This is a genomic window from Soehngenia sp., assembly GCF_055108775.1.
The window spans coordinates 1-9,212 of record NZ_JBSQIL010000070.1 but is presented as its reverse complement, the minus strand read 5'-3'; the positions used below and the strand labels follow the sequence as shown (position 1 = coordinate 9,212).

Annotated in this window: 11 protein-coding genes; all 11 read left to right on the top strand. The window is 30.1% G+C overall.

Translation table 11 applies throughout. The features are described from left to right. The coding region (locus ACTB1H_RS08105; RefSeq protein ID WP_463262343.1) for a magnesium chelatase subunit ChlI family protein at positions 1-489 on the top strand (489 nt) is incomplete at its 5' end. 4 nt (positions 490-493) lie between these two features. Next, on the top strand, positions 494-1,585 hold the full coding sequence (gene dprA / locus ACTB1H_RS08100; RefSeq protein ID WP_463262342.1) for a DNA-processing protein DprA: 1,092 nt from the start codon (positions 494-496) through the stop codon (positions 1,583-1,585). Positions 1,586-1,603: 18 nt separating this feature from the next. Then, complete coding sequence (gene topA / locus ACTB1H_RS08095) at positions 1,604-3,688, top strand: type I DNA topoisomerase (RefSeq protein ID WP_463262341.1); 2,085 nt, start codon at positions 1,604-1,606, stop codon at positions 3,686-3,688. A gap of 98 nt (positions 3,689-3,786) precedes the next feature. After that, positions 3,787-4,563 (top strand): GTP-sensing pleiotropic transcriptional regulator CodY, encoded by a 777-nt coding sequence (gene codY / locus ACTB1H_RS08090; RefSeq protein ID WP_463262340.1) that lies wholly within the window; start codon positions 3,787-3,789, stop codon positions 4,561-4,563. 175 nt (positions 4,564-4,738) lie between these two features. Then, entirely contained in the window at positions 4,739-5,485 is a 747-nt protein-coding gene (gene rpsB, locus ACTB1H_RS08085; protein WP_463262339.1) for a 30S ribosomal protein S2, read from the top strand. Between the two features lie 16 nt (positions 5,486-5,501). Beyond that, positions 5,502-6,149 (top strand): translation elongation factor Ts, encoded by a 648-nt coding sequence (gene tsf / locus ACTB1H_RS08080; protein ID WP_463262338.1) that lies wholly within the window; start codon positions 5,502-5,504, stop codon positions 6,147-6,149. Positions 6,150-6,206: 57 nt separating this feature from the next. Further along, positions 6,207-6,923, top strand: coding sequence for a UMP kinase (gene pyrH, locus ACTB1H_RS08075; protein WP_463262337.1), 717 nt, complete (start codon positions 6,207-6,209; stop codon positions 6,921-6,923). Continuing rightward, positions 6,924-7,481: a ribosome recycling factor gene (frr, locus tag ACTB1H_RS08070; RefSeq protein ID WP_463262336.1), complete on the top strand. Its 558-nt coding sequence runs from the start codon at positions 6,924-6,926 to the stop codon at positions 7,479-7,481. 39 nt (positions 7,482-7,520) lie between these two features. Beyond that, positions 7,521-8,261, top strand: coding sequence for an isoprenyl transferase (locus tag ACTB1H_RS08065; protein WP_463262335.1), 741 nt, complete (start codon positions 7,521-7,523; stop codon positions 8,259-8,261). After that, entirely contained in the window at positions 8,262-9,035 is a 774-nt protein-coding gene (locus ACTB1H_RS08060; protein WP_463262334.1) for a phosphatidate cytidylyltransferase, read from the top strand. Positions 9,036-9,051: 16 nt separating this feature from the next. Continuing rightward, the coding region (locus ACTB1H_RS08055) for a site-2 protease family protein (protein ID WP_463262344.1) at positions 9,052-9,212 on the top strand (161 nt) is incomplete at its 3' end.

The following is a 9,212-nucleotide window of genomic DNA, read 5'->3' as shown; positions in this document are numbered from 1 at the left end:
TTGTATCCATGCCCTTGCGGGAATTTATGTGATCCATTTCATCAATGCACGTGTAGCCAAAATTCTATAGAAAAGTATTTAAATAAAATTAGCCATCCACTGTTAGATAGAATTGATATCCATGTAGACGTTCTTCCAGTAAAATATGATGACCTAAATAAAGATGTTAAAGAAATATCTTCTTTGGAAATAAGAGAAATTGTTGAGCAATCAAGACAAATTCAAAAAAGAAGAAATTCTTCATCTTCTATCGTTTATAATGCTAATCTATTAAATAAAGATATAAGAAAAATATGTAAATTATCAAAATCAGCAGAATTATTGATGGCAAAAGCATTTGAAAAATATAAATTTAGTGCTAGATCTTACAACAAAATTCTAAAAGTTGCTAGAACCATTGCCGACCTTGAACAAAGTGAAATTATTGACGATATTCACTTGTCAGAAGCAATAAGATATAGAAGCTTAGACAAAAAATATTGGAGGTAATATTTTGAGATATGGTAATAGAGAAGTGCTAGTTTGGTTAAATTCAATAGGTATAAACAGTGATAAAATTGAAAATTTAGAAGAGTATTACGTAGATATAAAAAATATTTTACATACTGATAGAAAAGAATTAGAGAATCTTAGATTTCTGAATGATAAAAACATTGAAAAGATATTAAGTTCAAATATAGAAGCAGTTCTAAATCATCTACAGAATATCATAACTTCACAAAATATTAATTTTTTAACAAAATATGATAAAGAATACCCATTTAAACTAGAATTTATTTCTAATAAACCTTCAGTATTATATTATAAAGGAAATCTCAATCTCCTTGATTTAGATTCTATTGCAATTGTCGGAACTAGAAAACCTACTATTTATGGTAAATGGGCTTGTGAAAAATTTACAAAGGAGCTAATTGCATATAATCTATGCATTATTAGTGGATTAGCCTATGGCATCGATACTATAGCTCATAAAACTACCATTGAAAATAATGGCTGTACAATTGCAGTATTGGGTTGTGGTATTAACAAAATATATCCTAAATCAAATAAAAAACTATATGAATTAATTGAAGACAAAGGTTTAATAATTTCAGAATTCCCACTTGATACTGAACCTTTAAAATTTAATTTTCCTCAAAGAAACAGGATTATATCAGGGTTGAGTAATGCTGTATTTGTAATAGAAGCTCAAAGAAATTCAGGTTCATTGATAACTGCGAATCATGCACTTGACCAAGGAAAAGATGTTTTTGCTTTACCAGGTAATATTAATAGTTTATTTAGTGAAGGCACTAATTCATTAATTAAAGATGGAGCAAAACTTGTACAAAATGTAGAAGATATTTTAATAGAACTTGAAAACATTCTACATCTCGAATATAATACAAAAGCAAACAAAAATCATATTGAATTGGGAGAGACAGAACAAATTATTTGTAAAGTCTTAGAGGATGGTCCTCTTCATGTCGATTTAATATCATTAAAATCTAGTTTAGATATAAACATTGTTAATAGTACATTAACAATTCTTGAAATTAAAGGTATTGTTAAAGAAATAGCATCAAATATATTTGCTATTTGCTAGAAATTTGGAGGTGTTTTTTTGACTAAGAACTTAGTAATTGTTGAATCTCCTGCTAAAGCAAAATCAATTGGTAAAATGTTGGGGAAAAACTATAAAGTAATTGCCTCATTAGGGCATGTAAGAGATTTACCAAAAAGTAGATTAGGGATAGATATTCAAAATTATTTTGAACCTGAATATATAACAATTCGAGGGAAAGGACCACTGGTAAACAATCTTAAAAAAGAAGCGAAAAAATCCGATAATGTATTTTTAGCAACAGACCCCGATAGAGAAGGAGAGGCTATTTCTTGGCATCTAGCAAATCTATTAGGTATTGAAAAAAATGCTGTTTGCAGAGTGGAATTTCACGAAATAACAAAAGAAACTGTAAAAAAATCTATTAAATCTCCTAGAATGCTTGATGAAAATTTATACAATGCTCAACAGGCAAGAAGAGTATTAGATAGATTGGTTGGTTATAAAATAAGCCCAATACTCTGGAAAAAGGTAAAAAAAGGATTAAGTGCTGGAAGGGTACAATCGGTTGCAGTTAAGCTAATATGTGATAGAGAAAATCAAATCCAAGAATTTATTCCTGAGGAATACTGGACAATTAAAGGATATTTCAAAAAAGAAAACGGCGAAATAGTTGAAGCTATGTTGACTCATTATTTAGTAGATAATAAAGAAGAAAAACTGAATATCAAAAACGAAACTGAAGCTAAAAATATTTTAAATGAACTTTCAAGCAACATAAATTTAGTTTCTGAAATCAAAGAAACAAAAAGAAAAAGAAACCCATACCCTCCATATACTACAAGTACTTTGCAGCAAGATGCTTCCAAAAAATTAGGCTTCGCATCAAAAAAGACCATGATGATTGCTCAACAGCTATATGAAGGAATCGATATAAAAGGAGAAGGAATTACAGGCCTTATAACATACATGAGAACAGATTCTACACGACTCTCTAGCGAAGCGGTAGAAGCTGCAAAGAAATATATAATAGAAATGTTTGGGAAAGAATATTCAAATGGTGGTAATACTTATTCTAAAAAAACTAATAAGGATGCTCAGGATGCTCACGAAGCAATAAGACCAACTCATTTAAATTTATCCCCAGACAAAGTCCAAGACTCGTTGACAAAAGATCAATTTAAATTATACAAACTTATTTGGGATAGATTCATTGTTTCACAAATGTCAGAAGCTTTATATGATCTACTAACTGTAAAAATAAAAAATGGTGATTATATATTTAAAGCAAATGGTTCAATTTTGAAATTTAGTGGATTTTTAAAAGTATTTAGTTCATTAGACGAAGAATCAAATGATGTTATAATACCCAAGTTAGATATTGGTGAGATTCTGGATTTATCAAAATATGAAGATAAAAGAAACTTTACACAACCACCATCTAGATATACAGAAGCTTCATTGATAAAAACAATGGAAGAACTTGGAATAGGCAGGCCAAGTACCTATTCTCCAACAATATCAACAATTTTAGCTAGAGGATATGTAATGCTTGAAAAAAAATCATTTTATCCTACTGAATTAGGTGATCTAGTTAATGATATTCTCACCAATTATTTCAGCGAGATAATCAACGAAGAATTTACAGCTCAATTAGAAAGCCAATTAGATGCAATCGCAGAAGGTGAATTAAACTGGGTAAAAGTAATAGAGGACTTTTATGACAAATTTGAAAAGGCATTATCTGTTGCTGAAAAAGAAATTGAAAAAATTGAAGTTAAAGAAGAAGTTTCTGATGAAATATGTGAAAAATGCGGTAGGAATATGGTTATAAAAATAGGCAAATATGGCAAATTTTTAGCTTGTCCTGGTTATCCTGAATGTAAAAATGCTAAACCCATCATTGAAAAAATTGGTGTCAAATGCCCTAAATGCGAAGACGGTGAGATAATAAAAAAAAGAGATAAAAAAGGTAGAATTTTTTATGGATGCTCAAATTTCCCAAAATGTTCTTTTGTTTCATGGAATGAACCAGTAAGTAAAAAATGCCCTAAATGTGGCGGCATTATGGTTATTAAACAAACTAAAAAAAACAATTATATTAGGTGCACTAATGATGAATGTGGTTATGATGAAAATATTTAAAATATAAAAAATATCTGTACAATTCTTGAAATTTATAGTATCTTATATATGTGATGAAAATTCTGAATTGTTTAAGAAAAATCTTATAGGAGGTCAATATGGAAAGTCTATTAAAGAAAACTAGAAGGCTAAACAAGACGATACAAAGTTATGGTTCTAAACCAATTTCTTTTTCAGAATTAAGCAAAATTTTGTCTGACATTCTTGAAGCTAATGTTTATATTGCTAGTACCAAAGGAAGAGTTTTAGGTTATGCTTTATCTGAAGGTTTTGACTGCGACATTGTAAACAATGAGGTTGTAAATGAGGGTAGATTCCCAAAAAAATACAATGATGAACTGTTAAAAATAACTGAAACTAAAGAAAACTTAAAAGAAGTAGACATTTGTGTGTTTGATCAAACTACAAAATGCGAGTACCCTGATAAAGTATCAACAATAATACCTATTAATAGTGGTGGATCAAGACTTGGGACTCTTGTAATAGCTAGGTTTGGAAAAGACTTTAGTGAAGAAGATCTTATATTATGTGAATATAGTGCAACTGTAGTTGGAATGGAAATACTCAGGGCAAAAAGTGAAGAAATAGAGGAAGAAGCAAGAAAGAAATCAGTAGTTGATATGGCATTGGGAACTCTTTCTTACTCAGAAAGAGAAGCAATGGAATATATTTTTGAAGAATTGGATGGAATGGAAGGGTTAGTAGTTGCTAGTAAAATTGCTGATAGAGTTGGGATTACAAGGTCCGTAATTGTAAATGCATTAAGAAAATTTGAAAGTGCTGGGGTAATTGAATCGAGATCACTAGGTATGAAAGGAACTCATATCAAAGTTTTAAATGATAAGCTGATTGAGGAATTAAGAAGAGTAAAATAAAAAATAATCGCTATATAGCGATTATTTTTTTGCTATTCAAATTGTTGAAATTATAATTATATTATGCTATACTATTTTAGGTATTACACACACCTTTCGATACTTAAGGTGTTCTCTAATAAAGAGTCCTTAAGTAAATGAGCAAGGTGGAGGAAATAAACTTGGAGGTGCAAATATGTCAGTAGTATCAATGAAAAATTTGTTGGAAGCGGGAGTTCATTTTGGTCACCAAACCAGAAGATGGAACCCCAAAATGTCAAAGTATATCTTTACAGAAAGAAATGGTATTTATATTATCGATTTGCAAAAGACTGTTAAGATGATTGACGAAGCATATGCTGCCATGAAAGATGTTGTTTCAAATGGAGGAGAAGTGCTTTTTGTAGGTACAAAAAAACAAGCACAAGAGGCTATAGAATCTGAAGCTAAAAGATGTGGTATGCATTATGTAAATCAAAGATGGTTAGGCGGAATGCTTACCAATTACAAGACTATAAGAAAAAGAATTGACAGACTTCATGAACTTGAAAAAATGGAAGAAGACGGAATATTTGATGTATTACCTAAAAAAGAAGTCATTCAATTAAAACACGAAAGAGAAAGATTAGAAAAATTCCTTGGTGGAATAAAGGATATGAATAGGATTCCTGACATTCTATTTGTAGTAGACCCTAGAAAAGAAAGAATTGCTGTAAAAGAAGCTCATATATTAGGAATACCTGTTATAGGAATCGTAGATACAAATTGCGATCCTGATGAAGTTGACTATGTTATCCCAGGAAATGATGACGCAATCAGAGCAGTCAAATTGATAACAGAAACTATTGCAAATGCTGTAATAGAAGCAAGACAAGGTGAACAGTTTTCAGTTGAAAAATCAACAAACTCTGTTGAAGAAGTTATAGAAACAGAAGAAGAATAATAATAGGAGTGATAGAATGGCTGTAAGTGCTTCTTTAGTTAAAGAACTAAGAGAAAAAACTGGTGCAGGAATGATGGATTGCAAAAAAGCACTTGAACAAACAAATGGAGATTTAGACAAAGCAATAGATTATCTTAGAGAAAAAGGACTTGCTTCAGCATCTAAAAAATCTGGAAGAATTGCTGCTGAAGGGTTAGTAGATGCTTATATTCACGGAGGCAGGATAGGGGTATTAATCGAAGTCAATTCAGAAACAGATTTTGTTGCTAAAAATGATGAATTTAAACAATTTGTTAAAGATATGGCTATGCAAGTAGCCGCTTCAAATCCAAAAGTTGTGTCTAGAAATGATTTAAGTGAAGATGAAATAGCACATGAAAGAGAAATTCAAATAAACAAGGTTATCAATGAAGGAAAACCAGAACATGTTGCTGAAAAAATAGTAGAAGGTAGAATGGAAAAATATTACGAGGATGTTTGCCTTTTAGATCAACCATTCATTAAGGATCCAAGCATGAAGGTTAAAGATGTTCTTGCACAATTAATTTCAAAAATTGGTGAAAATATTGTAATAAGAAGATTCACTAGATATGAAGTTGGTGAAGGCTTAGAAAAGAAAGAAGAAAATTTTGCAGAAGAAGTCGCTAAGCAAATAAACATGTAATCAAATATAGGAGAACATTTTTGTTCTCCTATATAAAATATTTTAAGGAGTGTACATATGAGCCTTCAATACAAGAGAATTATTTTAAAATTGAGTGGAGAAGCTTTAGCCGGAACCAATGGGGTAGGGATAGACATTAAGACAATTGATAATATATCACATCAAATAAAAAAAATTCACGATTTAGGTGTTGAAGTTGCAATTGTTGTAGGCGGAGGAAATTTTTGGAGAGGTAGGTCTTCCAAAGATATGGATCGTGCTACATCAGATTATATGGGTATGTTAGGGACGATGATGAATGCTTTAGCTTTACAAGATTCTCTTGAAAAAATAGATGTTGTTACAAGGGTTCAATCCGCAATAGAAATGCGTCAAATTGCTGAACCTTACATACGAAGAAGAGCTATACGCCATCTTGAAAAGGGAAGAGTAGTAATTTTTGGAGCAGGCACTGGAAATCCTTATTTTTCAACTGACACAACTGCAGCTTTAAGAGCTGCAGAAATAGAAGCAGATGTAATTTTATTAGCAAAAAAAGGTGTCGATGGTGTCTATGATTCAGATCCTAAAATCAATACTAACGCAAAAAAATTTGAAAATTTAAAGTACATTGATATACTTAACTTAGGATTGGGTATAATGGATTCAACGGCTACTTCACTTTGCATGGATAATAATATCCCATTAGTTGTTTTTGGAATTGATTATCCAGAAAATATTGTAAATGTTATAATGGGTAAAAAAATTGGTACCAATATAAAGGGGGATTTGTAGATGCAGTTAGAAATTCACAAAGAAGCTGAACAAAAAATGAAAAAAACAATCGCAGTTTATAAAGAAGAACTTCAAGCTGTAAGAGCAGGCAGAGCAAATCCATTGCTTTTAGAACGAATAAGTGTTGATTATTATGGTCAAAATACTCCATTAAAGCAAGTAGCGAGCATAACTGCACCAGAACCAAGATTACTTGTAATTCAACCATGGGATCCCAAATTAATACCAATAATTGAAAAGGAAATTTTGAAATCTGATTTAGGATTAAATCCATCAAATGACGGGAAAATTATCAGATTGAATATACCACAATTAACTGAAGAAAGAAGAAAAGAACTCATAAAACTAGTAAAAAAGAGTGCTGAAAATGCTAAAGTAGCTATAAGAAACACCAGGAGAGAAGCTCTTGATAAAATTAAAAAAGCAGAAAAAGACAAAGAAATAACCGAAGATGAGAAGAAATTAGCAGAAGAAGAAATGCAAAAGTTAACAGATAAATACATCGACGAAATTGATGCTATAACTAAACAAAAAGAAGATGAACTGCTAGAAATATAACCCTTCACCAAGAAGGGTTTTTTATTCATGGAGGTAAACATGAACATAGATATAGGAAAAGATAATATAAAAATAGATTTATCCAACATACCAAATCATGTTGCGATTATAATGGATGGAAATGGTAGGTGGGCCAATTCAAGGAATTTACCTAGACATTTAGGACATCAAGAGGGAATGAAAAGAGTAGTAGAGATTGTTGAATCTGCAAATAAGATAGGGATTAAAGTTTTAACATTATTTGCTTTTTCAACAGAAAATTGGAAAAGATCAAAAATTGAAATAGATACTCTGATGAATCTTTTAGTTGTTTTCATAAGAAAAGAAATTAGAAGATTAAATGAGAACAATATCAAAATTTGCATTCTGGGTAACATAAACTCTTTACCAGTAAACGTTATAAAAGAGATTAATATAGCTTTGGAAAAAACAAAAAACAATGATGGTATGATATTAAATATAGCTTTAAATTATGGTTCAAGAATTGAAATTGTTGAAGCTGTAAAGAAAATTATATATGATTATGACAAGGGGCTAATTGATTTATCACAATTAAATGAAGAAAATTTCAAAGAATATCTATATACAAAAAATCAACCAGATCCAGACTTAATTATAAGAACAAGTGGAGAAAAAAGGCTAAGCAATTTTTTAACATATCAAGCTGCTTACTCTGAATTTTATTTTTCTGATAAATATTGGCCTGATTTTGATAGTGAATCTTTCTTGGATGCAATAATAGATTTTCAAAATAGAGATAGAAGATTTGGAGGAGTTTAATTGGATAATTTAAGAAAAAGGATATTGTCAGGAGCAATAGGAATTGCTTTAATGATTTTTGTTGTTTACAATGGTGAAATTTTACTTGATTTATCTTTATTGCTTGTTTCATTAATAGGTATAAAGGAAATATATAATGCATTAAATAGGCTTTCTTTATCTCCAATTAATTGGATAGGCTATTTATCTTGCATGTTAATTTATTCTAGTATCTTCATAGATATCAACCTAGAAATGTTGATGATAACATTCGCTTTAATTTTATTGTTAATTTATGTATTGGATAGTAAAGTAAATTTCAAAGATATATCATCTACATATTTTGCAATTATTTATGTGCCATTAATGTTAATAAACATATCTTATTTAGGCAATACTAAATTTATTTGGCTGATATTTACAATCGCCTTTGGAACGGATACATTTGCATATATAATTGGAAGTACCATGGGAAAACATAAGCTAAGTCCTAAACTAAGTCCTAAAAAATCTGTAGAAGGCGCAATAGGTGGGATAATAGGGAGCCTGTTAGTAACAGTCATCTATTCTTATTATTTTGAAATTGGTCCAATATGGATTTTAGCTTGTCTTGCTATAATTGCTTCTATTTTTGCTCAAATTGGAGACTTAGCAGCTTCTAAATTAAAAAGAGAAGCAGGTATAAAGGATTATGGCAATATTATACCTGGACACGGTGGTATTTTAGATAGATTTGATAGTATAATATTTGTTGCACCAATAGTTTTTTATTTTTGTAAATTTTTCTTAATTTAAATGAGGTGGTATTTATATGACAGCTTTAGCAGCGATTTTTGTTTTTTTAATGGTTATTTTAATACATGAATTAGGCCATTTCACCGTAGCAAAATTAGTAGGAATTAAAGTAAACGAGCTTTCAATTGTTATGGGACCTAGATTTTTTCATAAAAAATATGGAGATACTGAATACTC

Bases quoted from the DNA above. Each gene is read 5' to 3' on its own strand.
- codY (WP_463262340.1), top strand. From the start codon at position 3,787: ATGGAAAGTCTATTAAAGAAAACTAGAAGGCTAAACAAGACGATACAA.
- rpsB (WP_463262339.1), top strand. From the start codon at position 4,739: ATGTCAGTAGTATCAATGAAAAATTTGTTGGAAGCGGGAGTTCATTTT.
- tsf (WP_463262338.1), top strand. From the start codon at position 5,502: ATGGCTGTAAGTGCTTCTTTAGTTAAAGAACTAAGAGAAAAAACTGGT.
- pyrH (WP_463262337.1), top strand. From the start codon at position 6,207: ATGAGCCTTCAATACAAGAGAATTATTTTAAAATTGAGTGGAGAAGCT.
- frr (WP_463262336.1), top strand. From the start codon at position 6,924: ATGCAGTTAGAAATTCACAAAGAAGCTGAACAAAAAATGAAAAAAACA.
- ACTB1H_RS08065 (WP_463262335.1), top strand. From the start codon at position 7,521: ATGAACATAGATATAGGAAAAGATAATATAAAAATAGATTTATCCAAC.